Below are 26,786 nucleotides of genomic sequence, written 5' to 3' on the forward strand. Positions count from 1 at the left end.
CCCGCCCTGACCCGCACCACACACCGGAGGCACCCACCATGAACATCGGCAGTAGAAATTCCCGCCGGACGGCTTGTACGGCCCTGGCCCTCGTCCTTCCGCTGGCCGCGCTGGCCGCCTGCGGCGGGGGCAGTGGCACCGACACCTCCGCCGAGAAGGGCAGCGGCACGGGCACCATCACTGTCTGGGCCCACCAGGGTCAGCAGAGCGAGGCCGGCGCCGTGCAGAACGCGGTGAAGACCTTCAACTCCTCGCAGAAGAAGGTCAAGGTCAAGCTGACGCTGATCCCCGACAACGACTACACCAAGACCATCACCACGACCGACGCCTCCAAGCTGCCGGACGTGATGGAGTTCGACGGCCCCACCATGGCGAACTTCGTCTACAACCAGAAGCTCGCCGCGATCGACGACTACGTCTCCGCCAAGACCCTGGCCAACGCCACGGACGCCGTCAAGGCCGAGGGCGAGATCGACGGCAAGCACTACGGCCTGGGCATGTACGACTCCGGGCTCGGCATCTACGGCAACAAGAAGCTGCTGGACGCGGCCGGGGTGAAGTACCCCACCGGTGTGTCCGACGCCTGGACGGCGGCCGAGTTCACCGCGGCCGTCAAGAAGCTGGCCGCCAAGGACCCCGACGGCAAGAGCCTGGACCTTCAGGAGGGCGGCGGCTTCGCCAACGAGTGGGGCACCTACGGCTTCGGCCCGGTCGTCTGGTCGGCGGGCGGCTCGCTGCTGAAGAACGGCAAGGCCGAAGGCGCTCTCGACACCCCGGCCGTGGCCTCGGCGCTGAAGACCTTCCAGTCCTGGAAGAACTACGTCGACCCCAACACCGACTCGAACGCCTTCACCAAGGGCCGCGTCGCCCTCAGCTGGGTGGGCCACTGGATGTACCCCGCCTACAGCAAGGCCCTCGGTGACGACCTCGTCGTGCTGCCGCTGCCCGACTTCGGCAACGGCCCCAAGACCGGCCAGGGCTCCTGGGCCTGGGGCATCGGCGCCGACACCAAGAACGGAAAGGCCGCCGGCGCCTTCCTCGACTCCCTCATGAACGACACCAACGTCTCCGCGATGACCACGGCCAACGGTGCCCCTCCCGGCACCAAGTCCGTGCTCGCCGAGAGCCCGCTGTACAAGCAGGGCGGCCCGCTCCAGCTCTACGCCGACCAGCTGGCCAAGCCGTGTGGCGACAGTGACATCACGAAGTCCTGCGTGGCCGTGACCCGCCCGGTCACCGCCGGATACCCCACGGTCACCGCCAAGTTCAGCCAGGCGCTGAGCGACATCTACGGCGGCGCCGACCCGAAGACCGCTCTCGCCAAGGCCGCCCGCGCCATCGACCAGGACTACTCGGACAACGACGGTTACCAGCTGCCGTAACCGGCATCCAGCAGCCGGGAGGGCCGGGCGCACCCTGGCAGCACCCGCCCCTCCCGGCCGGGAAGAGGACCCCTACCGTGACCACCGTCAATCCCGCACCCGCCACGCCCGCCGGCAGGAAACCGACCTCACCACCGACATCCGCCAAGCCCAAACGGTCCGGGCGCAGAAACCGCGACTGGCTGCACGGGCTGCTGATGTCCGCACCCGCCCTCGTCGGCCTCATCACCTTCGTCGGCGCCCCCTTCGTCTACGCGGTCGTGCTCTCCTTCTACAACGTGCGCCTCGGCTCGCCGCTCCCGCCCCGCTTCTTCGGCCTGGAGCAGTACCGGCGCATCTTCACCGACCCCGACATGTCCGGCCCGTTCCTGCGGGCCCTGCTCAACAACCTGACCTTCGCCGTGGTCGTCGTACCCCTGCAGACCGGCCTGGCACTGGCCCTGGCGATCCTCCTCAACCGCAAACTCAAGGCCATCGGACTGTTCCGGTCCCTGTTCTTCCTGCCCGTCGTCTTCCCCATGGCCCTGGTCGCCGTCATCTGGCGGCTCATCCTCGCCCGCAGCGGCGACGGCCTGCTCAACTCCGCCCTGGACGCGGTGACTTTCGGCAACTGGGGCGCCTTCGACTGGCTCGGCGACGGGCTCACCGCCATGGCCTCGATCATCGTGCTGTCCGTCTGGCAGGGCGTCGGCTTCCAGATGGTCATCCTCCTCGCCGGACTCCAGCAGATCCCCGGCGAGCTCTACGAGGCCGCCCAGCTCGACCGTGCCTCCCGCCGGCAGCAGTTCCGCCACGTCACCCTGCCCGGCATCCGCGGCACCCTCGTCTTCGTGGCCCTGCTCACCTCGGTGTTCTCCTTCCGCGTCTTCGACCAGGTCTACGTCCTCGTCAAGGGCGGCGGACTCGACGAGGACGCCACCCGCACGGTGATGTACCAGGCCGTCACCACGGCCTTCGACCAGAACAACATCGGCCAGGCGTCCGCGATCACCGTCGTCTTCTTCCTGATCGTCGTCGCCCTGACCCTCACCCAGCGCCGCGTCGTCCGCGCGGGCAACGAGGACTGACCATGACCCGCTCACCCCTGCGCCACTTCCTCGACTACGCCGTCCTGAGCGTCCTGGCCTTCATCTTCGTCCTGCCCGTCCTCTACCTGTTCCTGGGCAGCTTCAAGCCCTCCGACGAAGTGCTGAACGGCCTGACCGGCTTCCTGCCCACCCACCTGTCGCTGGACAACTACACGGCCGTCCTGGACAGCTTCGACTCCGACGCCACCGGCTACTTCTGGCGGTTCATGGGCATCTCACTGCTCCTGTCCGCCGTCGTCGTGCTCGGCGGGCTGATCGTCAACTCCATGGCCGCCTACGGGCTCACCCGGCTGCGGTGGAAAGGCCAGAACACCGTCTTCACGCTCGTGCTGCTGCTGTTGCTCGTCCCGTTCGAAGCAGTGGCCGTCCCGCTGTTCTACATGTTCAACGACCAGCGCAACACCATCTACATCCAGGCCATCCCCTTCATCGCCCAAGCCTTCTCCATCTTCCAGTTCGCCACCTACTTCCGCGCGATCCCGCCCAGCATCGAGGAAGCCGCCCGCATCGACGGCGCCGGCCCCTGGCGCACCTTCTTCGCGATCGTCGTCCCGATGTCGAAGCCGGTGTACGCGTCGGTGGCGATCCTGACCTTCCTCGGCCAGTGGGGCTCCTTCCTCTGGCCCGTCCTGATGGTCTCCGACCCCTCAGTACGTCCCCTCCCGCTGCAGATGAGCGTCTTCCAGGGCCAGCAGCCCGTGGACTGGGGCCAGGTCCTCGCCTTCGGCGTCCTGCTGGTCCTGCCGGTACTGATCGTCTTCACGTTCTTCCAGCGGTGGTTCGTGCAGGGCGTGGCCAGCTCCGCCGTAAAGGGCTGAGCCCGCTTTACCGGTCGAGCCTTTCGGCGCGTCACTTCCGGTCCCGGAACCGGTTCCGGGACCGCTTCCGACACCGATTCCGCGAGGGCTCTGTGCGATCGGTCCTTCGGTGCGGGAGGGAAGTCTTCCGCCTCTGCTGGAAGGGAGGGGAGGTGGCATGGGAGTCACTGTCGCCGACGTGGCCTCGCGGGCCGGGTCGGCAGGACGCCGGTCTCCCGGGTGCTGAACGGCAAGGGCGAGCCCGTGCGCGGATCGCCCGAGGCCGCCCCCTCGCGCACCATTCCCACCAGCCTCGTGATCCGTGGCCCGACGTCACAGCCGAGCCCGCACCGACGCGACGGCGTCGCGATGCGCACCTGATGGCAGAGGCACCCGCCGTCGCCGATCAACCTCCTGCCCCCGTACGACTCATCCCTTGGAGAACACAGTGGGACAGCCGGTCCACTCTGCCGCGTACCTGGATCCGGAAGCGTCCGTGGAAGCGAGGATCGAAGACTTGCTGGCACGGATGACTATCCCGGAGAAGGTCGGGCAGTTGCTGACGCTCGACGCACAACACGGGGACCTGGCGGACATCGTGTCGGCCAAGCTGGCCGGATCGGTCCTGCACGTGTCGCCCGAGAGGATGCCGGATGCCATGGAACTGGCCCGGCGGACACGGCTCGGTATTCCGCTGCTGACGGCAGACGACGGCATCCACGGCCACTCGTTCTGGCCGGGCGCGACCATCTTCCCGACCCAGCTGGCCATGGCCTGCACCTGGGACCCCTCCTTGCTCCACCGTGTCGCCCGGGTGGCCGCGACCGAGATCGCGGCGACCGGAATCCAGTGGACGTTCTCGCCGGTGCTGTGCATCACCCGGGACCTGCGCTGGGGCCGGGTCAACGAGACGTTCGGCGAGGACCCGTTCCTGATCGGTGAACTCGGGGCGGCGATGGTGCGTGGCTACCAGGGCGAGGGCCTCAGCGATCCGACAGCCGTGCTGGCGTGCGCCAAGCACTTCGCGGGCTACTCCGAGACCCTGGGCGGGCGCGACGCGAGCGAAGCCGATCTCAGCCCGCGCAAGCTGCGCTCCTGGTTCCTGCCCCCCTTCGAAAAGGCGGCTCAGGCCGGCTGCAGCACTTTCATGCTGGGCTACCAGTCGATCGACGGCGTGCCCATCACCGCGCATCAGTGGCTGATCAACGACGTACTCAAGGGCGAGTGGGGCTTCACCGGCACCCTGGTGACCGACTGGGACAACGTCGGCCGGATGGTCTACGACCAGCGGACCTGCGCCGACCACGTCGAGGCGGCGGCGGTCGCCGTCAACGCCGGCAACGACCTCATCATGGCCACGCCGGCGTTCTTCGAGGGCGCGCAGGAGGCGGTCACCCGCGGCCTGATCGACGAGAAACAGATCGACGACGCCGTACGGCGGATTCTGCGGCTGAAGTTCGAACTTGGGCTGTTCGAGGACCCCCGCACCCCCGACCCCGAGCGGCAGGCGCAGGTGATCGGCTGCCGCGCGCACGCCGACCTCAACCTGGAAACCGCCCGACGCTCCCTGGTGCTGCTGCGCAACGACGGCACCCTGCCCCTCGACGGCGGGCTGACCGCCGACGGAACCGGCCGCGCCGCGAACCGGGGCACGCCGCGGACGATCGCGGTCATCGGCCCCAACGCCGACAGCCAGGAAGCCATGCTCGGCGACTGGGCGGGCGCATCCGGACAGGTCGGGTGGATGCCCGACGGGCATCCACGCGAGACGGTGGAGACGGTGCTCGACGGCCTGCGCGCCGTCGCACCCGCCGACTGGACCATCACCCACGCCCGCGGAGCCGACATCGAAAGCCCTGCGTCCATGGGCGATTGGTCGGTCGGGCCCGACGGCCAACCGCAGCCGCCCGTCTTCATCCCCGCCCCGGTCGACCAGGCACAGCTTCGGGAGGCGACCGCCGCCGCGGAGGCCGCCGACTACGCCGTCGTGGTCGTGGGAGACACCATCGCCCTCACCGGTGAGCTGCGCTCCACAGCCACGCTCGACCTCCAAGGAGGCCAGATCGCACTGCTGGACGCGGTCGCCGCCACCGGCACACCCACGATCGTCGTACTCGCCCAGTCCAAGCCGAGCACCCTGCCGGACTCGGCACTGAACGCGGCGGCACTCATCGAGGCGTTCAACCCGGGCATGCGCGGCGGCCGCGCCGTCGCCGAACTCCTCCTCGGACTCACCGAACCCAGCGGCCGGCTCCCGGTCTCCTTCGCACGCCACGTCGGACAGCAACCGGTCTTCTACAACCAGGTGCGAGGCCAGCACGGGAGCCGCTACGCGGACCTCACCCAGGACCCCCTGTTCGCGTTCGGCGAGGGCCTCACCTACACCACCGTCACCTACTCCGACCTTGTCGTACACGGCCCGGACGTCACGGCTGACGGCACTGTCGACGCCACGGTACGGCTCACCAACACCGGCAGCCGTCCGGCCCTGGAAACGGTCCAGGCATACGTCAGCGACCTGACCACCAGCGTGACCTGGACCGAGCAGGAGCTGAAGGGCTTCACCCAGATCGAGATCCTTCCCGGCGAAAGCCTGGAGGTCCACCTCAGCGTCCCTGCCTCGCACTGCTCACTCGTCACGGCCGACAACCGCCGCGTGGTCGAACCAGGTGAGTTCGCACTCCGCGTCGGCGCCAGCTCACGGCGGGAGCAACAGCTGAGCGCAGGATTCCGCATCCGGCCCTGAATCCCGCACACGGGCTCGAAGCCCAGCGCCCCGCCAACCCGAGGGCTGTGAAGACCGTGCGCACGTGGCGGGTCTGGTGGGCGAGGCGCTCTCGTACGAGGCGATGCGGGCACCGGTAGACCGGATGCGGCACAACCGGGGCCGGCGGCAGGCCGAGCAGGCGCGGCGCCCCGAGGAGGACCCGCTGAAATCCAGCCTCACCGTCCCCGGCAACTCCGATGCCGGGGACGGGCCGATGCTCGTACGGGGGTGGTTCAGTCGAGCCAGACGACATCCAGCACGGACAGGTCCCTGAGGGCTGGTCCGGCAGGGCCGGTGCGGCGTACGCCAGGCTGCACATGGCGGGCACAGCCCGGCGTCGTCCGGGCGGCCTCCGGCCGCGTCACGGGTTTCAGGTGCGCACCACGAAGTAGAGCCAGCCGCCCCATGTGCTCACGTTGCTGAGGTCCTTCGTGGAGCGCTCGTACTTGGGGCGGACGCGGAACTTCTGGTTGAGCGCGTTGGTGAGGCTGAGCTGCGCCTTCGCACTGCTCGCCGACGACAGGGCGTAGCAGCCCGACGTGGTGAGCGTGTGCCAGGCGGCGCTGTAGTACCGCTGGACCTCGAAACGCTCGCACTGGCCCGCTTTGTTGGGCGTGACGGTCGCGGTCACCGTGGGCTTCACCGTCTTGTGGAAGACGCGGTAGGTGATCCCGCTGTACGTGGTGCTCGTGTAGTAGCCGCCGAGCGCCGTCGCGATCTTCACGTAGCCGTTGACGGCGCGGGTGGCCGTCGCGGGGGCGTAGCGGTAGTCGCCCGCGAAGGACGCGGTGAAGGTGGTGTTGCGGGTGACCTTGTAGGTGGTCCTCAGGTTGCCGTAGGCGTCCACGGTGCCCGTCGTGACCAGGGTCTTCGCCCCGCCGTAGGGCGTGGCGTGGATCGACACCGTGCGGCCGTTGTAGGTGGTGCCCAGGTGTGCGGTGACGGTGGCCGTCGCGCCGTACGCGTACGAGGGCGCGCTGCTGGTGACGGTCAGGGCGGCCGCCGCGCGGGACACCTGGACGGTGGCGACCGCGGTGGCCGCCTTGTGGGAGGCGTCACCCGGGTAGGTGACCGTGTAGGTGTTGGCGCCGCCGATGTCGGGGGTGTTCTTCACCGTGATGGTGCCGTCGGCGGCCACCGGCGTGGTCCAGGTCACCGGGGTGCTGTGGGCGGCGTCCTTGCGGGAGACGGTGACCGTCCGGCCGGCGGCGTACGGGCCGTCACCGAGCTTGCCGCCGAAGGACAGGGCCGCCCCTCGGACGGCGGTCGCCGGGGCGCTCAGCGTCAGCGCCGGGGCGTACGGGGCGACCAGGAGGCTCATGCCGCTCTCGGACGGCTGGTGGGTGGCGTCCCCGGCGTATGTGAAGACGTACATGAACGAGCCGGCGACGCCCGGGGCGTCGGTGACGGTGAACCGGAGGGTGGTCGGGTCCACGGGTACGGATCCCAGCGGCACGGTCTGCTGGGTGCTCTCGTCGCGCCGGGCGACCTGGACCGTGGTGCCCGGCGGGAAGGTGCCCAGGCCCAGCTGGGCCATGAGGCGGCCGGTGAGGACGACCGAGCCGGGGTTCGCCGAGGTGATGTCGGTGCCCACGACATCGGTCGGCAGCTTCGCCACGTTCACGATCAGTGAGGCCGCCGCGGGGCGGTGGGTGGCGTCACCGGCGTACGCCACCTGGTAGGTGTACGGGCCCTCGTCCTGCCGGAGATCGGTGAACGTGAACGTGCCGTCCGCGCCGAGCGTGGTGTCGGGCAGGGCGGTGCCGTCGCGGGTGACCTTCAGCGCGGCGCCGGCCGGCAGGAGGCCGAGGGTGCTCAGCGAGCCACCGACCGTGTACCGCTCGGTCGGCACCGCGTACTGCGGGTGGCGCAGGGCGAGTTCGCTGTCCGTCAGCTTCGGGGCGCCCAGCACGTTCAGGCTGTAGGCACCCGAGGAGTCCTTGGTGACGGCGTAGAGGGTCGTGCCGTCGCCACCCCACTCCAGGCCGTCCGGGGCGACCGTGCCGGACGGCAGGGTGAGGTGGTTCTCGGCGAGGGTGTTCGTGGCGGCGTAGAGGTATACGCCGGAGGTGCCGGCGACGGCGACCGTGCCGTCGGTGTCGACGGCCAACGAGCCGGGCGCGGAACCGGAGCCGCCGGTGAAGTACCCGGCGGGGTCTGCGGCCGCGAGGTCCGTGCTGCGGTACGCCCGCAGGGCGAGCTGCTGCGGGGCGGCCAGCAGCACCCGCGTGCCGTCGCCGGTGACGGCGAGCCCGGTTGCCGTGCCGCCGTGGACCAGGGTGTCCGCCTTGACCGACGCCGTGCCCGAAGCGACGCCGAAGGTCGCCACGTGGCTGAGGTTGCCCTGCGGTTCCTCGGCCGCGAGCACATCGCCGCCGGTGGCGAGCAGGGGTGCGGACGTCCACTGCGACAGGGCGGGCTGCGGAATCGCTGCGGGCGCGGGCGCGGACGGGTCGACCGAGCCGATGCCGCCCTTGCCGTCGGCCGTGTAGCCGTACCAGACGCGGCCGCCCGCCACCGCGACGGAGACCGGGGAGCTGCCCGCGCCGGTGGACCAGCGGGCGGTCTCAATGAGCGTCGCGGTGTCGATCGCGGCGATCGCGCCGCCGTCCGCCAGTGCCGCGTACAGCGTGCCGCCGTCGGGCGACAGCGCCAGACCCGTGGCGCCCTGCTCCCCCGCAACGGTGGTGATCGGGGTGCCGGACAGATCGGTCACCACGATGCCGGTCGAGCCGGCGCCCTGGCTGACGAAGACGTGCCGGTGGGCGGGGTCGACCACCAGATGCGCGTAACCGGACAGCGGCAGCGCGGCCGTGCCGTCGGCGTACACCGCGGAGCCGGCCGGTCCGACGGTGGCGGCGGTCAGGCCGGCCACGAGCGAGAGGGTCGCGACCAGGGAGACCTGTCTGAGGCGCATGAGGCTCCTGTGAGAAAAAGTGAACAAGCAGCGGGACGATATCCCGCCGACCCGATACGCCCGGAAGCGGGGGCGCACTACGGGCGGGCAGTGCGCGGCGGCTTCCGCCGGGGCGCCGGTGCGGCGGTGGCTTCCGCCGAGCACCGACCCGCCGGGGCGCCGGTGCGGCGGTGGCTTCCGCCGAGCGCCGACCCGCCGGTACCACCCCCGGCCGGGCTCACGAACCCCGTGAGCTTCAGCGGACCGTGCCGAAGTCCTGCGTCCAGTGGTTGCCGGGCTGCGCCCCCACCGAGATCGCGTCCCGCAGATCCGGCATGCCCGGAAACGATCAGTGCGAATGCGGCATGATGCCCCCTCACCACACGTTCCAGGGGGGAACATGCGCAACCGCCACATCGCACACCTCACCACGGCCACCGCGATCACCGCACTCGCACTCACCGCGTGCAGCGTCGACACCGGCGACGACGCGAAAGCCGGCACGCCGAAGGCCACCGCGGCAAAGACATCGGCCACACCCGACACCAGCGCCGCCCTCGCGGACTCCGGCATCCCGTCCAAGCCGACCGGCGCCAGACGCCAGGCGCTCCTCGACGCGCTCACCCAGGCCTCGCCCGACGTCGTGAAGTACGAGGACAAGGCCATCGACGCCGCCCGCAACCAGTGCGGTGCCATCAACGGCGGCGCCCAGAAACTGGACTACCTCGCCTCGCAGCGCTTCACATACCAGGACGTCGTCACCAGCGAGGCCCAGGGCAAGAGGATCAACGAGGCTCTGGAGGAGACAGGGTTCTGTACGAGCTGACCCACCCACAGCCTGGCCCGACCGTTCCCGCGACGGCCGGGTCTTCGCGCGCCCGGAGGGAGGCGGCCATCCCCACTCCGCCCAGAGCCGAAGTCGGTGCACACCGCGCCGACCGCGTCCCCGTCCTGTGTACCCGTGGAAGTGGACGGCCGGCGCGAACAGGCCTGGGCATGGGCACCGCTGGAAGGGCCCATCGCCGAGACGGAGGACGGGATTGTGTGACCTGTGGGGGTGTCTCGGCCCCAGGGGGTCTCAGGCGGCGCAGCTCCCATGGACGAGACGTGACGGCGTCGCGGCCAGGTGCCGCCGCGGCCGCTCAGAGGTGGCCGTCCAGGAACTTCCGTACCTCGGCGATGGTCATGGGCCCGGTGCCGTGCGCCACGGCCTCTCCGTCCTTCAGCAGGACGTAGGACGGGGCTCCGGTGATCCCGTAGCGCTCGGTTGCGGCCGGGCAGCGCGTGATGTCGGTGCGGACGGCCGTCAGGCGGCCCGTGTAGTCCTCGGCGATGTCACCCACGACGAGGTCCATCACCCGGCAGGGCTCGATTGCCTTGGGCCATGTCCCGGTGAAGTACGCGAGGACCGGAACCTTGCTCATCCCGAGGATGAAATTGAACTCCGCGTCCTCACGGGGTCGGTGAACCCGCGTCGCCATGGAAGCTCCTGACCTCATGTTCCGTCATTCCATCCCCATCATCCCCCGCGCGGTGTGCCGGGCCGGCCCGGTCGGTCGTCCGGCTGGACGTGGTCGTGGACGGGTCGTAGTACGCGTCAGCCGGCCCGAAGACCGACCGCCAGCGTCAGTTCGAGGACCCGGTGTGGCGATCCGAGATCCGGAAACAGCTCCCGCAGCTGCGACATCCGGTACCGGACCGTCTGGGGATGGACGAACAACGCCGCCGCCACCTCGTCCCGCCTGCCCTGGTGCAGCAGCCACGCCCGCAACGTCTCCTCCAGCCGCCGTGCGGTCGCGACAGGCAAGGTCCGCAACGGTGCGAGGGCCCTGGCGCGCAGGTCCGCGAACGCTTCCACGTCGGCGCTCAGCACCAGCTCGGGCAGGTGGTCCTCGGTGTCGCGAATGTCCGAGGAGAGGGAGCGCGCGCGTACGGCTCGTGCGTACGAGGCGGACGCACGAGTCCATGGCCGGGCCGGGCCGACCACGGCGGTGCGGTCGGTCAGCTGCCGCAGGAGATGTGATCGGTCGGCATCGGGGACGAGCAGCACACCGGTGGCATCCGGCAGATCGTCGAGGACGAGGGTGCTCGGGTCGAGCGCGCGGTAGGCGGGCCGGGCCTGGTCGGCGGGCAGCAGGACCGCGGTCAGCGACGCCGGAGGCTGCCACCCGGCCCGTTGGGCAGAGGCCAGCAGCACGTCCGGGCTCGCGCCGGCGAGGAGGTCGCGGGCCAGGTGTTCCAGGTGGCGCTCGTGGGCCCTGCCCCGGGCGGCCAGTTCGTCGGCGTGGCCCGCGGCGCTCGCGGCGGAGAGCTCGTCGATGTAGGCGAAGGTCAGCTCGGCGAACTTGGCGACCTCGGCAGCGGGCAGACCTGCGGGTACGGCACCCGCTGCCAGGCATCGCCAGGCCACGCGGGCGCCGACGCGGTAGGCGCTGAGCAGGGCGTCCATCGAACGGCCGTCGCGCACCTCGCCGCGGCCCAGCTCGTAGGCTGCGTCACCGCCGTCGCCGCCCGTGGCGTTCCCGCTCGCGAGGTCCAGGTAGTGCCCCAGGGCGGTGCGGACGGCTCGGCGGATGGTGGCGCCCATGCGGCCCGAAAGGGCGTTGGCGTAGGGAGGGACCTCGTCGATGATCGCCTGGACGACCTCGTCGGCGGTGGTCTTCAGCGCGGCCCGAAGTGCGGTGACCGTCGGCTCGTCCAGGGCCAGTTCGGTGGCCCTGCGGAGCGCATGACTCATGTTTTGTTCCCTGCGAACAATTCAGCCGACCAGATTTACGTCCTGCGGTCAGGACTTTACGCCCTGAGGCGCAGCAAGCTGGAGTCATGACGAGTGCAGCCCTCCGCAGCAGGGCGTGGAAACTGCTGGAGATGGTCACGACGCCGCTGCTGCCGTCGGACTACCTCGACCTGGTCAGCCCGCTGCGTGCGGGCGCTGACCTGCGTGGGCGCATCGAGGCCGTGCACCCCGAGACGGATGACGCCGCGACTGTCGTGATCAGGCCTGGACGGGGCTGGCGCGGCCACACGGCCGGCCAGTACGTGCGGATCGGGGTCGACGTCGACGGGGTGCGCCTGTGGCGTGCCTACTCCATCACCTCGCCGACAAACCGCCAGGACGGCCGCGTCACGATCACCGTGAAGGCGATCCCGGACGGCAAGGTCAGCAACCACCTGGTCCGCAGGGCGAGACCGGGCACGCTGATCCAGCTCGACCAGGCGACCGGTGACTTCGTGCTGCCGCAGGCCAAGCCCGCCAAGGTGCTCTTCCTGACGGCCGGCAGCGGCATCACGCCCGTGATGGGCATGCTGCGCGACATCGAGTTCGACGACGTCGTCATGGTCCACTGCGCGCCACAGCCGCACGACGTGATCTTCCGCAACGATCTGCACGGCCTGGTCGCGGACAAGAAGCTGCGGCTGACCGAGGTGCACACCGACACGGACGGCATGCTCGACATCTCTCGTCTCGACGAACTCGTGCCCGACTGGGCCGAGCGCGAGACCTGGGCTTGCGGGCCCGCGGGCCTGCTCGACGCCGCCGAGGAGCACTGGAGCGAGCACGGCGTCCAGGAGCGCCTGCACACCGAACGCTTCCGCCCCGGCATCGTCGTCACCGGCGACGGCGGCGAGGTCACGTTCAGCGCCACCGGCAAGACCGTCGACGCGGACGGCGCCACGCCGTTGCTGGACGTCGGCGAGGAGGCCGGCGTGCTCATGCCCTCCGGGTGCCGCATGGGCATCTGCTTCGGCTGTGTCACGCCGCTCAAGGCGGGCGCCGTCCGCGACCTGCGCACCGGCGAGATCACCGAGGCCGAGCCGGGCGTCCTCATCCAGACCTGCGTGTCCGCCGCGGCGGGCCCCTGCGACATCGAACGGTAGGAGCACCTTGACCGCCATCGACCCCACCGCCCACCTGACCGCGGAGCAGATCGAGGAACTGGGCCGCGAGCTGGACGCGATCCGCGACGAGGTGATCGCCGGCCGCGGCGAGAAGGACGCCGCCTACATCCGCAAGGTCATCTCGGCGCAGCGCAAGCTCGAGCTGGCCAGCAGGGGCGTGCTGCTGTTCTCGATCTTCCCGCCCGCATGGCTGATCGGCACCGCCGGTCTGTCCGTGGCGAAGATCATGGACAACATGGAGATCGGCCACAACATCCTGCACGGCCAGTGGGACTGGATGCGGGACCCGAAGATCCACTCCACCACCTGGGACTGGGATCACGTCTCGCCGGCCGACCAGTGGAAGCACTCGCACAACGAGCTGCACCACACGTACACCAACGTGATCGGCAAGGACAACGACCTCGGCTACGGCATCATGCGCGTCGACGAGGACCAGAAGTGGCACCCGTTCCACCTCGGCCAGCCGCTGTGGAACTTCATCAACGCCTGCTTCTTCGAGTACGGCATCGCGGCGTACGACCTGGAGCTCGGCAAGAACCTGCACAAGCGCCGCCGCAAGAACCCGGAGTTCCGCGCGCGGGCCAGGGCCGTGGGCCGCAAGATCCGCAAGCAGGTGCTCAAGGACTACGTGATCCACCCGCTGCTGTCGGGCCCGTCGTTCCTCACCACGCTCGCCGCCACGTTCACCGCGAACCTGGTCCGCAACATCTGGACCCACTCGGTGATCATGTGCGGGCACTTCCCCGAGGGCGTGCAGGTCTTCGAGCGCCGGTCGATCAGGGGCGAGACGCGCGGCCAGTGGTATCTGCGCCAGATGATGGGCTCGGCGAACATCAGCGGCAGCAAGGCCATGCACTTCATGACCGGCAACCTGTCGCACCAGATCGAGCACCACCTGTTCCCGGACCTGCCGAGCAACCGGTACGCCGAGGTCGCGGTGAAGGTGCGCGCGCTGTTCGAGAAGTACGAGCTGGAGTACGTCACCGGCCCGCTGCCCAAGCAGGTGTTCTCCGCCTGGCACAAGGTCTTCCGGCTCTCGCTGCCGAACAAGAAGCCGAAGGTCAGGACGCCGGACCGCGAGCAGGAGCTGGTCGCGGCCTGATTCCCGGGATTGATTCAGATCTCTCGGCCGTACCGGCGGCACCGCCGGTTTCGGTGAGATCCGTCGCGGACGGCGGGCGACCGCGACGGCAGACCGTACGGCACGGGATCCGGGGCAGCCGGTGTCCGGCTGCGCTGCTGCCTGTGCGCGCGCCAGAAGCTCGGCACACAGCACCCGGCGAGGTGTTGTCGTGCGCTGACCTGCCATGGTCGGGCCGGTAGTCGGGTGCGTACGCGCACTCGGTGTGCCGACGGGCGGGCTGGGCGGAAGGCATGGGCCGTGACACGGACACTGCCGGAACCGATGCTCGCCGCCCCTGTGTCCGACCCCGCGCTGCTGTCGGGCTGGGCGGGTAGCCGGCGTGGGACGGGTGGCGGGCCCTGGACTCCGTCGACGCGGGCCTAGTAGTGCTGCACTCCCGGCGCGGCACGAGCCTGGCGGCTTCGTTCCCGGAGATCGAATCCGGGAACAGCCGGCGCCCTCGTACGCGCTCTCCCGGCCTGGCCCGCGCTGCGCGCCCGGGGAGATCGCTACGGGAGCGCGCATCCGCCGGTGGTCGCCGCAGTACGCGATGCCGGTGCGGTGGATGCTCCCAGTCCATGAGACCTGCCTGGGTCTGTGAGACGGATGGCGGATGTCCGTGCAGGGCATCCCGCCATCCGCCAGGACGGCCGGCACCTGTCGGGACCGGGTCCTGCGGGTCGTTCAGGCCGATGCGGATGCTGAGGGCCGGATTGATCAGGGCATGGTGAGCATGGACTCCACTTCCTGTCGGGCCCATCAGCATGCAGCGGGAGCCCGAGCCCGCTCAGAGATCCGTTGTGCCCGGGTGGTGTCGTCGCGATTCAGAGGCTGCGGAAGTCCTTCGCGTCCGGGTAGGTCACGTCGGTGCAGCCGCGCCGCTTGGTGATGTCGTCGACGTAGGCGCGGAACAGGGTGTTCAGTCGCCGGGAGCCGAGGATGTCGTCGTAGGTGTAGCTGGAACTGAGCGTGTGCAGGGCGGGCTTGCCGTCGCAGACGGAGGAGGCCCACCACGCTCCGTCGGCGTGTCCGGCCGTTCCCGCCTCGATGATCGCGTCCTGGCCGCCGAGGACCTCGGTGTCATCGGTGTCATAGAACGGCTCGAGTCCGCTGTCGTCACCGATCCAGTTCATCGGCTCGGAGGCGTCGCTGCGCCGCACCACCAGCGTGAACAGGCTCGTGGTCTTTCCGGGGCCGGGCACCTTGTAGACGGTGCAGGAACTGTGCAGTTCGCGGGTGTCGATCCGGTACTCGTCGTAGTCGCTGGCCTTCGCCCGGATCATGCCGCCCTGGAGGTCCATCACCGCGGCCCCCGACACGAGGCCGTCGCACGCCGCGCTGATGTCGCGCTCGCTGGAGGCGCGGTCGCGGAGGTCGTCGGCCGTCAGCCAGCCCGCGTACAGGCTCAGCCCGATCCCGCCCCACGCCGTCCACCGCCACAGCCCGATCAGTCCCGCGCGCACCGCAACTCCCCCGTTGTGAACCCGTCCGGCGCGATCCGTGCCGCGCCGGTCGACGAGCGTAGACGGCTGCCGACCGGCACGTTGAGGGAGGGCGGGAGACACGTTCCGCACAGAGCCGCGGGCGTGCGGGCGGCTCGTAATCTGGTCGGGTCTCATCGCCTGTGGGAGGGGAGTGTGCTCGTGCCGCCGTACGGGGATGGGGCTGCGGGCTGGGCTGCGCGTTGCCGTCGGCGGTGAGCGTCCTGGGCCGCCTCTGCCGTCCGGTGCGCGGCGGGCTGCGCCGGCTGAGCGTGCAGGAGGTGCGGGGCGGGGCCCGGATGGTGCTGTGCGCCACGCTGTCGTGGTACCTGGCGGTCGAGCTGGGCATCAACAGTGCCCCCATCGCCGCTGTGCTGCCCGCGGTGTTCACCTTGTCGGGGATCCCGCTGTGGGCCCCCCGGCTGGGGCTCTACCGTCTGGGCAGTGTCCTGCTGGGGGTGGGCATCGCCGCGGTCGCCCTGCGCTGGCTTCCCGTGTCCACGCTCTCCCTCGCCGTCGTGGTGAGCGCCGGATACCTCGCGAGTCTCCTGCTGCGTATCGACGGTGCTCCCAGCCAGCAGGTGCTCGTCAGCGCCGTGCTCGTCTTCGGTGTGCCCGTCTCCGGCTATCCGGAGCAGCGCGTTCTGGAGAACCTGGTGGGGATCGCGGTGGTCATCCTCCTGGGTCCCCTGCTGTGGCCTCCCGACCCCTTCCGTCTGCTGTCCGGCCGGCTCGACGCCTACCGCGGCCGGCTCGACCGCCTGCTGGTGGAGCTGGGCCGCCGTCCCGGCCGGGCCCCGCTTGGGCAGGGGGCGGTGCAGGGGTCGGTGCAGGCGGGGGACCTGTGGCAGCAGCCCCATGACCTCGCGCGGGATCTGGGCCGGGCCCGGCGGGCGCTGCGCTGGAGTGTGACGCACCGTCGTTCGGCCGCCGCGCTCGACGAGGTCGGACACCGCATCCGGCTGGCCGAACGCACCGCGGCTCCCTTGCACTGCCTCACCGCGCAGTTGCAGGCCGCGGGCGGGCCGGCGGCGGCCCGCCCCGGTGACGCTCATGTCTGCGAGGGCCTCGGCCCGTTGCTGGACGCCGTGCGGCACGCGCTGGTCCGCGCGCTGGCCGGCGCCGATCCCGCGGAACCGATCGCCCGGGCCCGGGTGATCGGCGAACAGGGCGGGCCTGCCGGGAGCGGGCGGCACGACGGTCTGCTTCGCGGCCTCCTGCTGCTGGTCCTCGACCGGCTCGACGACTACCGCGAAGCGCATTTCACCGGCCGGTGATCTGTCGGCGCACCGGCGGCGGTGCGCAGTCCGGGCGCCGGATGCCGGATGCCGGGCGGTGCGGCCCTGGCCCTGGCTTCGTTCGCCGGTCCGGCCCACCAGCCGGGGAGGCCGCCCTCCCCCCGTTGCGGCAGGCCGACTTGCATGGTTATGGCAGGCCGCCGTCTGCGCAGACCAGGCGGGCGACTTCGCGGAGTTTGACGTTGTTCTCCTGCGAGTAGCGGCGCAGCACGTCGAAGGCCTGTTCCTCGGTGATGTGGTGGCTGCCCATGAGGATGCCCATGGCCTCGCCGATGGCGTGCCGGGTGGCGATGGCCTGTTCCATCTGGGCGTGGGTGCGGGCGCTGGCGAGGGCGACCGCGGCGTGGGAGGCGAGCAGCCAGCCGGCCGTCTCGCCGGCCTCGGTGAAGGCGCCGGGCTTGCGGGAGTAGAGGTTCAGCGCCCCGAGGTTCTCGTCCTCGGTGAACAGCAGGAAGCCCATCATGCTGCCCACGCCGAGCGAGTGGGCCCTGGGGGCGTAGGCGGGCCAGCGCTGGTTCTCGCCGGTGAGGTCGGCGATGCGGAAGAGCCGTTCTCCGCGCGTGCTGCGGGCGGCGTCGAAGCAGGGTCCTTCGCCGAGCTGTTCCTGGAGGCGGTCGCTGTCGACGACGAGTTGGTCGGTGGGGGCGAGGGTCCGCACCTTCGCGGTGTGCCGTACGAGAATGCCGGCGGCGTCGCAGCCGTCGACCAGTTCGGTGGCCGATGCGGTGATCCGCTCCAGTGTGTCGTCGACCGAATCCTGCGCAAGCAGGTCACGCGCCATCGAGGCCATCTGCTGTGCGAACCGACCCCAGTCCACTCCGACTCCTGTCCGTCGCCTGCCTGGAGAAGCCTCCTACCCAGCCTTTCACGCAACCTGCACAGCGGTGCCTGTGGATGGCGCTCCATCTGACCGGAAGGCGACCTGCCCACGGTGCCGGAGGGGCACCCGGCACGGCAGGCCCGCGCGGCCCCCGTCCGGCGCGTAGCAGACGCCGCGGCGACGAGGGCGACCGGTGACGGTGTGTTCGCTACGGTGTCCGTTCATGACGGTCCTGGTCATCGGGGGCAGCGTGTGTGCTGTTCCTCGGACGCGCCGCGCCGGTCCCACCGTCCGGATCCGGTCAGGTGCCGTGGGGTGCGGGGCCCGGCGGGCGACTGCCGCTGACGGGGGCCGGGGGTCCGGGGGCGGGTGTGTCCGGGCCGGGGCACCGGCGGGATCCGGCCAGGCGGGCCGTTGTGCGGCATTCTGCGGGCGGCGGCCGCCGATATCGTTGTCGCGCTCCGTGGTGCGGGGACGGTACAGCGATCGGGGACTCATGCTCGAGGTGCGTCTACTCGGTCCGGTCGAGGTGTGGGAAGGGGGCCGGCGGGCGCCGCTCGGTGGGGTCAGGCCCCTGGCCGTGCTGTCCGCGCTGGTCGTCCATCTCGGCCAGGTGCTCTCCACCGAGCGGCTCGTGGACTTCGTCTGGGACGAACAGGTTCCCGCGACCGCCGGCGCGCTGGTCGCCACTCATGTCTCCGCGGTGCGTCGGGCGCTGGCCCGCGTCGGCGGGGCCGAGGTGATCCGGACCCGGGCGCCCGGCTACCTCGCCGAACTCGACCCCTCCCAGATCGACGCCCGCCGCTTCGAGCAACTGCTCGCGGCGGGCCGGGCGTCGGCCGCGCGCGGCCGCCCGGACGAGGCCGCCGAGCTGCTGGCCGCGGCGCTGGGGCTGTGGCGGGGCCAGGAGGCACTGGAGGGGCTCGGCCAGTCGTTCGCCCGGATCGAGGCGGCGCGGCTGGCGGAGCTGCGGCTGGTCGCCCAGGAGGAGCGCTTCGCGCTCGAGCTGGGGCTCGGACGCGCGGACCGGGCGATCGCGCCGCTGCTCGCGCACGTGGCCGCCCACCCGCTCAGGGAACGGCCGCGCGCCCTGCTGATGACCGCGCTGTTCCGTACGGGCAGGGTCTCCGATGCCCTGCGCACGTATCAGCAGGGGCGCGCGGTCCTGCGTGACGAACTGGGCATCGACGCCGGCCCGGAGCTGCGGGCGCTGCACCGGGCGGTGCTGACCGGCGACACCGCGGTGCTGGGCGCGGACCCGCCGTCGGCGGCGCCGGACGGCACCGGCACCGGGGCGGGTGCCGGGGAGGCGCGGGGGGCCGCGGGCACGGCGGCACCGGCCCCCGGGACGGGCGCGGGGGCAGGGGCGGGGGTGCGGGCGGGGGTGCGGGCGGGGCCCGCGCCGTCCCATGTCCCGCCCGACATCGCCGACTTCGTGGGCCGCACGGAGCAGATCGGGTGGGCCACCGCGCTGCTGAAGGGGGTCGGCGACGCCGGCCGTACCGCGCCGCCGATCGGTGTGATCTCCGGGCGCTCGGGGACCGGCAAGACGGCGCTGGCCGTGCATGTCGGTCACCGCACGGCCGGCCTCTTCCCCGACGGCCGCCTGTTCGTGGATCTGCGGGCCGCCGACACCGCGCCGCTCCAGCCGGCCGACGCGCTGGCCCGGCTGCTGCGCGCGATGGGCGCCGATCCCGAGATGCTGCCCGGCTCGGTCGAGGAGCTGACGGGGCTGTACCGCACGCACATCGGGCACCGGCGCATCCTGCTGATCCTCGACAACGCGGCCGGGGAGGCGCATGTACGGCCGCTGCTGCCGCCCGGTCCGGGCTCCGCGGTGCTCGTGACCAGCCGCCGACGGCTGGTGGCGCTGGAGGGGGCCGCCCATCTGGATCTGGCCGTGCCGGGCGGGGAGGAGGCGCTGGAGCTGCTGCGGCGTGTGGCGGGCGGGGACCGTACGGGGGCGGAGCCGGAGCGGGCGGCGGAGATCGTCTCGCTGTGCGGGCGGCTGCCGCTGGCCGTGCGGATCGCCGGGGCGCGGCTGGCGGCCCGCCCGCACTGGGCGCCGGGGCAGCTCGCGCGGCGGCTGCGCGACGAACGCCGCCGGCTCAACGAACTGCGGGCCGGGGACCTGGAGTTGCGCACCAGCCTGGAACTCGGTTACACCGACCTCGACTTGCAGGAGCGCCGGGCGCTGCGCCGGCTGGCGCTGCTCGACCTGCCCGACTTCGCGGGCTGGATCGCGGCTCCGTTGCTGGACATCGACGGCGAGGAGGCCGAGGAGGCGGTGGAGCGGCTGGTGGACTGTCACTTCGTCGACGTGATCGGCGTGGACGACACCGGCCGCAGCCGCTACCGCATTCACGACCTGGCCCGTGAGCACGCCCGCGAGCGCTGTCTGGTCGAGGAGAGCGCCGAGCAGCGCGAGGCGGCCGTGCTGCGGCTGGTGGCCTGCTGGCTGGGGCTGGCCAGGAAGGCGGCCGCCCGCGGGCCGGGCGGCGCGGCCAGGTACTTCCCCGAGCCGGCGGCCGTGCGTGCGCTGGGTGCGCAGATCGAGGAGGCGCTGCTGGAGCGGCCGGCGGCCTGGTTCGCCGCCGAACAGTCCTGTCTGCTGGCGGCGGTGGAGTACTGCGCCGACCACGGCATGGAGCGGCCGGCCCGGGATCTCGCCGGGGCGCTGATGGCGAGTTCGGCCGCGCTGTACAACCAGTTCGACGCCTGGTCGCGTTCGCATGCCGCGGCCATGGCGGCGGTGCGCCGCGGCGAGGACGGTGAGGGCGAGGCGTGGCTGCTCACCGGTCTGGGTCAACTGCGTTACGAACAAGATGAGTTCGAGGAGTCGTACGCCCGGTTCGGTGACGCGCTGCGCCTGTTCGAGGAGCGCGGGGGGCCTTCGCAGGGGGCGGCGACGGCGCTGGCGGGGATGGGCACGGCCCGGCGCGAGCAGGCCCGCTACGCCGAGGCGCTCGAGCTGCTCGGTGCGGCGCTCGAGCGGTTCGGGCCGGACGCCGACCGCGGTGCCCGGGCCCGCGTGCTGTACGGCATCGGGTACGTGCACCGGGAGCAGGGCCGCGGTGCGCAGGCACGGGAGGCCCTGGAGCGGGCGCTGGAGCTGTACCGGGCGGAGACGGACCGGCACGGCGAGGCGCTCACGCTGCGGTCGCTGGCCCTGTGTCACCGGGCGGAGGGGGCACGGGCGCAGGCCGGGCTGCTGCTGCACGAGGCGCTGCGGATCTTCGGTGGTCTCGGGGACACGTTCGGCGTGATGTACACCGAGCAGTCGCTGGCCAAGGTGGAGTTGCGGGAGGGCCGGCTGGAGGAGGCGGCCGACCGGCTGCGCCGATGCCTGGCGGTGGCGCGGGAGCGGCAGGACCGGTTCGGGGAGGCGCTGGTCCTGCGGACCCTGGGCGAATGGCATCTGGCGGCCGGTGATCCCGGCCGGGCCCGGGAGCCGCTGGAGCGGGCCCTGGCGGGCTGGGAGGCTCTGCGGCTGCCGCTGTGGCGGGCGCGTACGGTCTGGGATCTGGCCGAGGTGTGGGCGGCGGACGGTGACGGGGGCCGGGCACGGGCGGCCCGCTCGGAAGCGGTGGCGGTCTTCGCGGAGCTGGGGTGCCGCGAGGCGCGGGAGCGGGGCGGGGACGGAGGCGGGGGGTAGCGAGGCGGGGACGGAGGCGGGGGGTAGCGAGGCGGGAGCGCCTTGTGGAGGTCGTGGGGGCGTGGGCCCTGGCCGGCCGAGAAGCCCACCCTGTCGTTCGGACCGGTCGACCCCGGGGAAGCCCGGTGGGCTGCTTGCAGGCGACCTGCAGAGGATTTGCAGGGGGTGGGGTGACGCTGTTGCCGTGACAGACGACATCATCACGCTTTCGGACCCCAGGGTCGCCGCGGTCGTGGAGGACGAATGCGGGGAGCCGCTGGTCGACCTGCGCGGGTGCGGCTCGCTGTGGCTCGATCACCGGCAGGCCGACGAAGACGGCAGCTTCGCCCATCTGCGGTCGGGGGCGCTGGACCGGCTCGTGCGGGCGCAGCGCCTGTTGCCGGCCGGGGTGCGGTTCCTGGTGGTGGAGGGGTACCGGCCGCCGGGCCTGCAGCGGCGTTACTTCGAGGAGTACGCGGCGGCGTTGTGGCGGGAGCATCCGGACGCGGCACCGGAGCGGATACGGGAGCTGGCGAGTGCCTACATCTCCCCGCCGGAGGTCGCCCCGCACGTGAGCGGCGGTGCGGTCGATCTGACGCTGTGCAACCAGGACGGCCGAGAGCTGCCGCTGGGTACGGAGGTCAACGCGACCCCGCAGGAGAGCAGGGGCGCCTGTCGTACCGAGGCGGGCGACATCGGCGCCGAGGCGCGTGCGAACCGGGCGTTGATGGCCTGGGCTCTGACGGCGGCCGGTTTCGTCAACTATCCGACCGAGTGGTGGCACTGGTCGTACGGCGACCGGTACTGGGCCCTGCTGCGCGGGGCGCCGGCCGCCCGCTACGGCCCTGCAACTGCGCCCCGCCCGGCGGTCTGACCGACGCTCCGACCGGGGGTCCGGCCGCCCGGGAGGGGGCCGCGTTCATCCGCCGGTCTCCGTGTCGCACCTCCACGGGGGTGGGGTGTGACACGGGGCCGTGCGCTCTGGCCGTCAATTGGCCGTCACCGGGGTGCCGGTGACCTCACGTCGACGAAGGAAGAGTTCCTTGAAGATCACCCGTACCCGCCGCCGGACGGGCGGCGCACTCCTGGGCGCCTGTGTCCTGGCCCTTTCCGCGTGGTGCTGCGTGCCGGCCCACGCCGCGCCTGACGCCTCCTGTTCGGTTCTCGCGCCGGGCGCCTCGGCCACCGCGCAGGCCGCCGTGGCCGCGGCCTGCGCGCAGACCGGCGTCTGGTACAGCTGGGGCGGCGGCCACGGGGCCACGCCGGGCGCCAGCTACGGCTACTACGACGGCTCGGACCCGGACAGCCTGCACGACAACGAGCGCATGGGCTTCGACTGCTCCGGCCTGATGCGGTACGCGTACTACCGGGCGACGGGCAAGGACCTGCTCAACGGCACGGCCGACGACCAGTTCCACACCTCGCAGGCCTCCGCCCGCATCTCCGCCGCCGAGGGCACCGGTCCGCTGCTGCCGGGCGATCTGATGTTCTGGGGCAGCGGGCACATCCACCACGTCGCCATGTACCTGGGCGCGGGGCAGATGGTCGAGGCGTACGAGTCGGGTACCCGTATCCGGGTCGCGCCGGTGCGCACCGGCGGCGACTACGCGGGAGCGGTCCGGGTCAACGGGTCCGGCACCCCCACTCCCCCGCCCGCGAACGGGGGTTCGACGTTCGAGACCTGGGGCACCGGCGTCCGTACCCGTGCGACGCCGAGTGTGCGCGCCGCGGTCGTGGACACCTTCGCCGGTCCCGCCCAGGTGTCGGTCCAGTGCCAGCAGCATGCGGAGTCCGTCTCCGCCGAGGGCTACACCAATGATGTCTGGTCCCGGCTGGCCGACGGCTCGTGGCTGACCAACATCTACATCAAGGGCCCGGCCTGGCTGCCCGGTGTCGCGGACTGCGCCGGCAGCAGCGCTCCGCCGCCGGCCGCCGGCAGCACGGCGCACCGGACGTGGGGCACCGGTGTGCGCACGCACAGCGAACCGAGCGTCAACGCCGCGGTGGTCGGATACTTCGCGCAGCCGACGACGATCAACGTGGTGTGCCAGGCCCATGCCCAGGAGGTGACGGCGGAGGGTTACACCAACGACGCCTGGTCCCGGCTGACCGACGGCTCGTGGCTGACCAACATCTACATCGAGGGTCCGGCCTGGCTGCCCGGTGTCCCCGCCTGCTGAACGGTGCGAGTGATCGGCTGCCTCGGCGTCGCCCGACGCGTCGTCGGCTGCCGCGGTGTCCGTCGCCGGGCGGCCGTACGGTCCGCGGGGCGCGGCGGGATCGGGTGCGGGTCGCCGGCCCGGCAGTAGGGTGAAAGGGTGACCGCTCTGCCGGACGACCGGCCGCCGCTGATCGGCGAAGAGGACCGTGACACGGCGGTACGGCGCCTGCGGGAGGCGTACGCCGAAGGCCACCTCTCGCACGAGGATCTGGACGAACGCCTGCACCGGGTGCTCACCGTCACCACGCACGGCGAGCTCGTGGCGGCGCTGGCCTCGCTGCCGGAGGAGAACGCGGGCACCACGTCCACGATCGCCGCGGCCGGCGGACGGATCAAGCGCAGCGGGGCATGGCGGGTACCGCGGTTCCTCAAGGTCGAGTCCGCTTTCGCGAGTGTGCGTCTGGACCTGTCGCGGGCGGTCGTCGAGCATCCGGTGGTCGACATCGAGCTGCGGCTCGGCACCGGCCGGGCGAAGATCACGGTGCCGCGCGACGCGATCGTCGAGTACGAGGAGCTGCACACCGGGTGGAAGGACACGCGGTACCGGGCGCCGCGCAGTCCCCGCGGGGGCGGTCCGAGGATCCGGATCTCCGGGGCCATGGGGTTCGGACGGCTGAAGATCCGTCACGCACGGCGTTGAAGATCCCCCACGCACGGCGTTGAGGTTGTGTCGGGCGCCAGGTCCGTGCCGGCACGACGGCCGTGCTGCCCTTACGGGGACGGGCGTCGGCCGGTGTCCGCCGCGGGGTCGGGCGTGGCGTGCACGGGCAGGAGCCGGGGGCGTTTCGCGGTGCGGGCGTCGCCGGAGGACCGGCCGCGCAGACGGCGTCCGAGCCAGGGGCCGAGGTGTGCGGACGCCCAGCGCAGTTCGGCTCCTACGGCCTGCCGGCGCGAGGGGACCCTCTGGGGCGGGAGAGGAAGTGTCCAGGCGTCGTCGCTTCCGGGCAGGTGGACGGCCTGGGCGAGGGCTGCGGCGATCCGTTCGTGGCCGAGGGCGCTTGCGTGCAGTCGGTCCGCGGTCCACAGCCGGGGGTCGGTGGTGACGGCGTGCCGGCCGGTTTCGGCGACCGTGACGCCGTGACGGGCGGCCGCGGCGCGGATGCGGGTGTTGAGGTCGGCCACGCGGGATCTGAGGGGCCGGGCAAGGGGCGCGATCTTCGCGATGTCGGGGAAGGTCAGTGTCACCACGTGGGTCCCGGCATCCGTGAGCGCGGCGAACATCTCTTCCAGGTGCCCGGCCACCTCCGCGGCGTCGTACCGCGGCCGGAGCAGGTCGTTGACCCCGGCGACGACGGTGGCCAGGTCGGGGCGCAGGGCCAGGGCAGGTCCCAGCTGTTCCGTGCGGACCTGGCCGGCGGTACGTCCGCGTACGGCCAGATTGGCGTATCGGAGGCCTGGGTCGAGGACTGCGAGGTGCTCGGCGAACCGGTCGGCGAAGCCGCGTAGGCCGACGGTGTCGTCGCCGTCGCCCAGTCCTTCGGTCTGGCTGTCGCCCAGGGCGACGTAGCGCAGGTACGCACCGCTCGGCATGAGTCGTCGTCCGCCTTTCCGCAGGACCGTTGCGATCCGCAGGCACCCGTCCCGGTGGCCGTTCTCGAAGGCGGAGCCGCGCAGTTGCCGGAGCCCCCCTTGCCTCGTCCGCCACCTCATCATAGTCAATAAAATGACTAATAACATCCTTGGCTTCAGGAGAGGCCGGGAGACCTCTGAACGCTTGCGCGCCGCTGCGGGGAAGTGTCGTGCCGCCGAGCCCGGAAAGACAGGAATTCGTTGATCCTGCATCGGTACAGCCCCCGCCTCCGGCGCCGCTCCCCGGCTGGCCCGCCCGGCATCGGCACGGCCGCCGGCGCGGCCGCCGCGGGAGGTTGTGCTGTCGCGGGACAGGCTGCCGGAGTGGGAGTTCGTCGCCGATCTCCCGGCCGTGTGCGGTCTGGACGAGGCGCGGCGCGGGCCCTGTCGGGAGCCGGCTGCGGTGTCCGCGACCCGGGTTTCCGTCCCGGCCCCGGCCCTTGCCCCTGTCGCTGCTGCGGCCGGGGGGCCCTGGTGGTTCCGGAAGCCCCGGCCGCGTCGCGCGTCCGGGGCCGACGTGCTCCCCGGCCGACAGCACCACCCACCCGGGCCGAGGACCTGTCTAAAGTACAGAGAGATCACCACCTGCGCGGGAGTTCCCATGACCGGTCCTCGTCGGACGCGCCCCGCCGACGCCCTCGAAGCCATCGAGCCCCCGGGCAACGCCGAGACGGTCGTCGGTGTGCTGTCGGTGACGGTCCTGGTGGAGGTGCTCGGCGTCCTGTCCGGATCCGAGGTGTGGCTCCTCGGGCTGCTGGTCTTCCTGCCGGGTACGGCGTCGGCGCTGTGCACCGTCCAGCAGACGAAGTTCGTCGCCGCCTGGACCACCCTGTTCGTCACCCTCACCCTGCTCGTACGGGCCGACGACAACGGCCGGTGGCTCGACCGGGCGCTGCTGGTGCTGCTCACCCTCGCCCTGGGAGCCGCCTCCGTCTACGCCTGCCACCGGCGCATCGCGCGCGAACGCGAGATGCTGCGGCTGCGCTCCACCGCCGCCGCGATGCAGCGGCACATCCTGCACCCCCTGCCCCTGCTCACGGACGACGTGCTGGTCAACGGCGTCTACGAACCCGTGCAGGAGGACCGGCTCGTCGGCGGCGACATCTACGACGTCGTGGCCTCGCCCTTCGGCACGCGCGTGCTGATCGGGGACGTGCAGGGCAAGGGGCTGGCCGCGGTGGGCGCCGCGTTCGCCGTCATCGGCGCCTTCCGTGAGGCGGCCCACCGGGAGCCCACGCTCACCGCGCTCGTCGACGCCCTGGACGCCGCGGTCGTCCGGCACAACTCCTACGCCGAACAGACCGGCGACGACGAGCGGTTCGTCACCGCCCTGATCATCGGCGTCGACGCGGGCGCGGAGGCGCAGTTCGTCAACTGCGGGCACATTCCGCCCCGGTTGGTGCACGACGGCGCCGTCACCACGCCGGCGGTGGACACCGGCGTCCCGCTCGGGCTCGCGGACCTGGCCGCCGAACCCACCACGGTCGGGTGGTTCGCGTTCCCGGCCGGTTCCACGCTGGTGCTGACCACCGACGGCCTCACCGAGACCCGCGCCCACGACGGCACCTTCTACCCGGTCGACGAGCGTCTGCTGCAGCACCTCGACCTCTCCCCCACCGAGCTGCCCCTGGCCCTGCACGAGGACGCCCGCGCGTACGCCGGGTACGACCACCGGCACGACGACGTCGCCGTGCTGACCGTCCGCCGGTCACCGCGTCACTGAACACGGCCGCCGGCCCGGCGGCCGGTCCGTCCCTGCCTCGTCCGCCCCCTGCCTCGTCCGCCCCCTGCCTCGTCCGGCCCCCGC

19 protein-coding genes and 1 pseudogene are annotated in these 26,786 nt (G+C 71.8%); 14 read left to right on the forward strand and 6 right to left on the reverse strand.

Features of this window, described 5'->3' with window-relative positions:
• The first annotated feature begins 38 nt into the window (after positions 1–38).
• The 4 genes from OHU34_RS06250 to OHU34_RS06265 all read left to right on the forward strand — a co-directional run bounded on the left by OHU34_RS06250 (position 39) and on the right by OHU34_RS06265 (position 6,013).
• Entirely contained in the window at positions 39–1,382 is a 1,344-nt protein-coding gene (locus OHU34_RS06250; RefSeq protein ID WP_230196685.1) for a sugar ABC transporter substrate-binding protein, read from the forward strand.
• Positions 1,383–1,459: 77 nt separating this feature from the next.
• Positions 1,460–2,449, forward strand: a complete 990-nt coding sequence (locus OHU34_RS06255) for a carbohydrate ABC transporter permease (RefSeq protein WP_142267329.1) — start codon at positions 1,460–1,462, stop codon at positions 2,447–2,449.
• Positions 2,450–2,451: 2 nt separating this feature from the next.
• Positions 2,452–3,288, forward strand: coding sequence for a carbohydrate ABC transporter permease (locus tag OHU34_RS06260; protein WP_142267328.1), 837 nt, complete (start codon positions 2,452–2,454; stop codon positions 3,286–3,288).
• A 508-nt stretch (positions 3,289–3,796) separates the two neighbouring features.
• Positions 3,797–6,013 carry a glycoside hydrolase family 3 N-terminal domain-containing protein gene (locus OHU34_RS06265; RefSeq protein WP_405765247.1) on the forward strand — a complete coding sequence of 739 codons (2,217 nt, stop codon included), beginning with the start codon at positions 3,797–3,799 and terminating at the stop codon, positions 6,011–6,013.
• Positions 6,014–6,404: 391 nt separating this feature from the next.
• Here the strand turns inward: OHU34_RS06265 and OHU34_RS06270 are convergent, their stop codons facing one another.
• Positions 6,405–8,951, reverse strand: a complete 2,547-nt coding sequence (locus tag OHU34_RS06270) for a hypothetical protein (protein WP_142267327.1) — start codon at positions 8,949–8,951, stop codon at positions 6,405–6,407.
• Between the two features lie 379 nt (positions 8,952–9,330).
• On the opposite strand from OHU34_RS06270, the gene OHU34_RS06275 reads away from it, so the two are divergent.
• Entirely contained in the window at positions 9,331–9,756 is a 426-nt protein-coding gene (locus tag OHU34_RS06275) for a hypothetical protein (protein WP_142267326.1), read from the forward strand.
• A gap of 316 nt (positions 9,757–10,072) precedes the next feature.
• On the opposite strand, the gene OHU34_RS06280 is transcribed toward OHU34_RS06275, so the two are convergent.
• The gene (locus tag OHU34_RS06280) at positions 10,073–10,411 is read right to left on the reverse strand and encodes a co-chaperone YbbN (protein WP_142267325.1); all 339 of its coding nucleotides are present in this window, start codon (positions 10,409–10,411) and stop codon (positions 10,073–10,075) included.
• Positions 10,412–10,527: 116 nt separating this feature from the next.
• Entirely contained in the window at positions 10,528–11,667 is a 1,140-nt protein-coding gene (locus OHU34_RS06285; RefSeq protein ID WP_405765251.1) for a PucR family transcriptional regulator, read from the reverse strand.
• 86 nt (positions 11,668–11,753) lie between these two features.
• Between OHU34_RS06285 and OHU34_RS06290 the strand changes: the two genes are divergently transcribed.
• The 3 genes and pseudogenes from OHU34_RS06290 to OHU34_RS06300 all read left to right on the forward strand — a co-directional run.
• Positions 11,754–12,809: a ferredoxin reductase gene (locus tag OHU34_RS06290; RefSeq protein ID WP_142267323.1), complete on the forward strand. Its 1,056-nt coding sequence runs from the start codon at positions 11,754–11,756 to the stop codon at positions 12,807–12,809.
• Positions 12,810–12,816: 7 nt separating this feature from the next.
• Positions 12,817–13,935, forward strand: a complete 1,119-nt coding sequence (locus tag OHU34_RS06295; RefSeq protein ID WP_142267322.1) for an acyl-CoA desaturase — start codon at positions 12,817–12,819, stop codon at positions 13,933–13,935.
• A 685-nt stretch (positions 13,936–14,620) separates the two neighbouring features.
• A pseudogene (locus OHU34_RS06300) lies at positions 14,621–14,743 on the forward strand (IS5/IS1182 family transposase); the annotation flags it as partial.
• Positions 14,744–14,780: 37 nt separating this feature from the next.
• Here the strand turns inward: OHU34_RS06300 and OHU34_RS06305 are convergent.
• The gene (locus OHU34_RS06305) at positions 14,781–15,419 is read right to left on the reverse strand and encodes a hypothetical protein (protein ID WP_405765255.1); all 639 of its coding nucleotides are present in this window, start codon (positions 15,417–15,419) and stop codon (positions 14,781–14,783) included.
• A gap of 233 nt (positions 15,420–15,652) precedes the next feature.
• On the opposite strand from OHU34_RS06305, the gene OHU34_RS06310 reads away from it, so the two are divergent.
• Positions 15,653–16,714, forward strand: a complete 1,062-nt coding sequence (locus tag OHU34_RS06310; RefSeq protein ID WP_405765258.1) for a hypothetical protein — start codon at positions 15,653–15,655, stop codon at positions 16,712–16,714.
• A 148-nt stretch (positions 16,715–16,862) separates the two neighbouring features.
• Here OHU34_RS06310 and OHU34_RS06315 read toward each other — a convergent pair whose 3' ends face one another.
• Complete coding sequence (locus OHU34_RS06315) at positions 16,863–17,552, reverse strand: GAF and ANTAR domain-containing protein (protein WP_142267319.1); 690 nt, start codon at positions 17,550–17,552, stop codon at positions 16,863–16,865.
• Positions 17,553–18,051: 499 nt separating this feature from the next.
• Here OHU34_RS06315 and OHU34_RS06320 point away from each other — a divergent pair, with 499 nt between their 5' ends.
• From OHU34_RS06320 to OHU34_RS06335, 4 genes are all read left to right on the forward strand, one after another.
• Positions 18,052–21,210: an AfsR/SARP family transcriptional regulator gene (locus OHU34_RS06320; protein ID WP_405765261.1), complete on the forward strand. Its 3,159-nt coding sequence runs from the start codon at positions 18,052–18,054 to the stop codon at positions 21,208–21,210.
• 184 nt (positions 21,211–21,394) lie between these two features.
• Entirely contained in the window at positions 21,395–22,063 is a 669-nt protein-coding gene (locus OHU34_RS06325; RefSeq protein WP_230196681.1) for a M15 family metallopeptidase, read from the forward strand.
• A 169-nt stretch (positions 22,064–22,232) separates the two neighbouring features.
• A complete protein-coding gene (locus tag OHU34_RS06330; protein ID WP_142267317.1) occupies positions 22,233–23,369 on the forward strand; it encodes an NlpC/P60 family protein in 1,137 nt (378 codons plus the stop codon).
• A gap of 138 nt (positions 23,370–23,507) precedes the next feature.
• Positions 23,508–24,050: a DUF1707 domain-containing protein gene (locus tag OHU34_RS06335; RefSeq protein WP_230196679.1), complete on the forward strand. Its 543-nt coding sequence runs from the start codon at positions 23,508–23,510 to the stop codon at positions 24,048–24,050.
• Positions 24,051–24,121: 71 nt separating this feature from the next.
• On the opposite strand, the gene OHU34_RS06340 is transcribed toward OHU34_RS06335, so the two are convergent.
• Entirely contained in the window at positions 24,122–24,940 is an 819-nt protein-coding gene (locus OHU34_RS06340) for an SGNH/GDSL hydrolase family protein (RefSeq protein WP_405765265.1), read from the reverse strand.
• A gap of 640 nt (positions 24,941–25,580) precedes the next feature.
• Between OHU34_RS06340 and OHU34_RS06345 the strand changes: the two genes are divergently transcribed.
• Complete coding sequence (locus OHU34_RS06345; protein ID WP_142267314.1) at positions 25,581–26,702, forward strand: PP2C family protein-serine/threonine phosphatase; 1,122 nt, start codon at positions 25,581–25,583, stop codon at positions 26,700–26,702.
• Positions 26,703–26,786: the final 84 nt, after the last annotated feature.

Origin of the sequence: Streptomyces sp. NBC_00080 (assembly GCF_045041255.1) — a bacterium.
In the GTDB taxonomy this organism is placed as follows: Bacteria; Actinomycetota; Actinomycetes; order Streptomycetales; family Streptomycetaceae; genus Streptomyces; species Streptomyces coriariae.

Bases quoted from the DNA above. Each gene is read 5' to 3' on its own strand.
- OHU34_RS06250 (WP_230196685.1), top strand. From the start codon at position 39: ATGAACATCGGCAGTAGAAATTCCCGCCGGACGGCTTGTACGGCCCTG.
- OHU34_RS06260 (WP_142267328.1), top strand. From the start codon at position 2,452: ATGACCCGCTCACCCCTGCGCCACTTCCTCGACTACGCCGTCCTGAGC.
- OHU34_RS06265 (WP_405765247.1), top strand. From the start codon at position 3,797: ATGACTATCCCGGAGAAGGTCGGGCAGTTGCTGACGCTCGACGCACAA.
- OHU34_RS06270 (WP_142267327.1), bottom strand. From the start codon at position 8,951: ATGCGCCTCAGACAGGTCTCCCTGGTCGCGACCCTCTCGCTCGTGGCC.
- OHU34_RS06275 (WP_142267326.1), top strand. From the start codon at position 9,331: ATGCGCAACCGCCACATCGCACACCTCACCACGGCCACCGCGATCACC.
- OHU34_RS06280 (WP_142267325.1), bottom strand. From the start codon at position 10,411: ATGGCGACGCGGGTTCACCGACCCCGTGAGGACGCGGAGTTCAATTTC.
- OHU34_RS06285 (WP_405765251.1), bottom strand. From the start codon at position 11,667: ATGAGTCATGCGCTCCGCAGGGCCACCGAACTGGCCCTGGACGAGCCG.
- OHU34_RS06290 (WP_142267323.1), top strand. From the start codon at position 11,754: ATGACGAGTGCAGCCCTCCGCAGCAGGGCGTGGAAACTGCTGGAGATG.
- OHU34_RS06320 (WP_405765261.1), top strand. From the start codon at position 18,052: ATGCTCGAGGTGCGTCTACTCGGTCCGGTCGAGGTGTGGGAAGGGGGC.
- OHU34_RS06340 (WP_405765265.1), bottom strand. From the start codon at position 24,940: ATGCCGAGCGGTGCGTACCTGCGCTACGTCGCCCTGGGCGACAGCCAG.
- OHU34_RS06345 (WP_142267314.1), top strand. From the start codon at position 25,581: ATGACCGGTCCTCGTCGGACGCGCCCCGCCGACGCCCTCGAAGCCATC.